The organism is Chryseobacterium sp. CH25, from assembly GCF_004119455.1.
Lineage (GTDB): Bacteria > Bacteroidota > Bacteroidia > Flavobacteriales > Weeksellaceae > Chryseobacterium.
This window is the reverse complement of sequence record NZ_NRQT01000082.1, coordinates 1-267: the sequence shown is the minus strand read 5'-3', so window position 1 is coordinate 267 and position 267 is coordinate 1. Positions and strand designations below refer to the sequence as shown.

Sequence of the window (267 nt, the reverse complement as noted above, 5' to 3'; positions counted from 1 at the left end):
TCTTCCTTCCTGAGCCTCTTCTGTCATAATAAGCAAGACGGGTAGCTTCTCCTGCAAAGACCTGCTGCCCTACCATACCATCGTCCGTAAGGTTCATTGCGAAATTTCAGCATTCTGATAGAAGTTGGAGATTTAGCTAATATTTCCTGAGCCCATTCGTAAGCTGTATCTTCCTTCCTGAGCCTCTTCTGTCATAATAAGCAAGACGGGTAGCTTCTCCTGCAAAGACCTGCTGCCCTACCATACCATCGTCCGTAAGGTTCATTG

At 46.4% G+C, this 267-nt stretch carries 1 pseudogene; it reads right to left on the bottom strand.

Annotated elements, in window-relative coordinates:
* Nucleotides 1-173: pseudogene (locus BOQ64_RS22830) on the bottom strand (1,4-dihydroxy-2-naphthoyl-CoA synthase); the annotation flags it as partial.
* Nucleotides 174-267 lie beyond the last annotated feature (94 nt).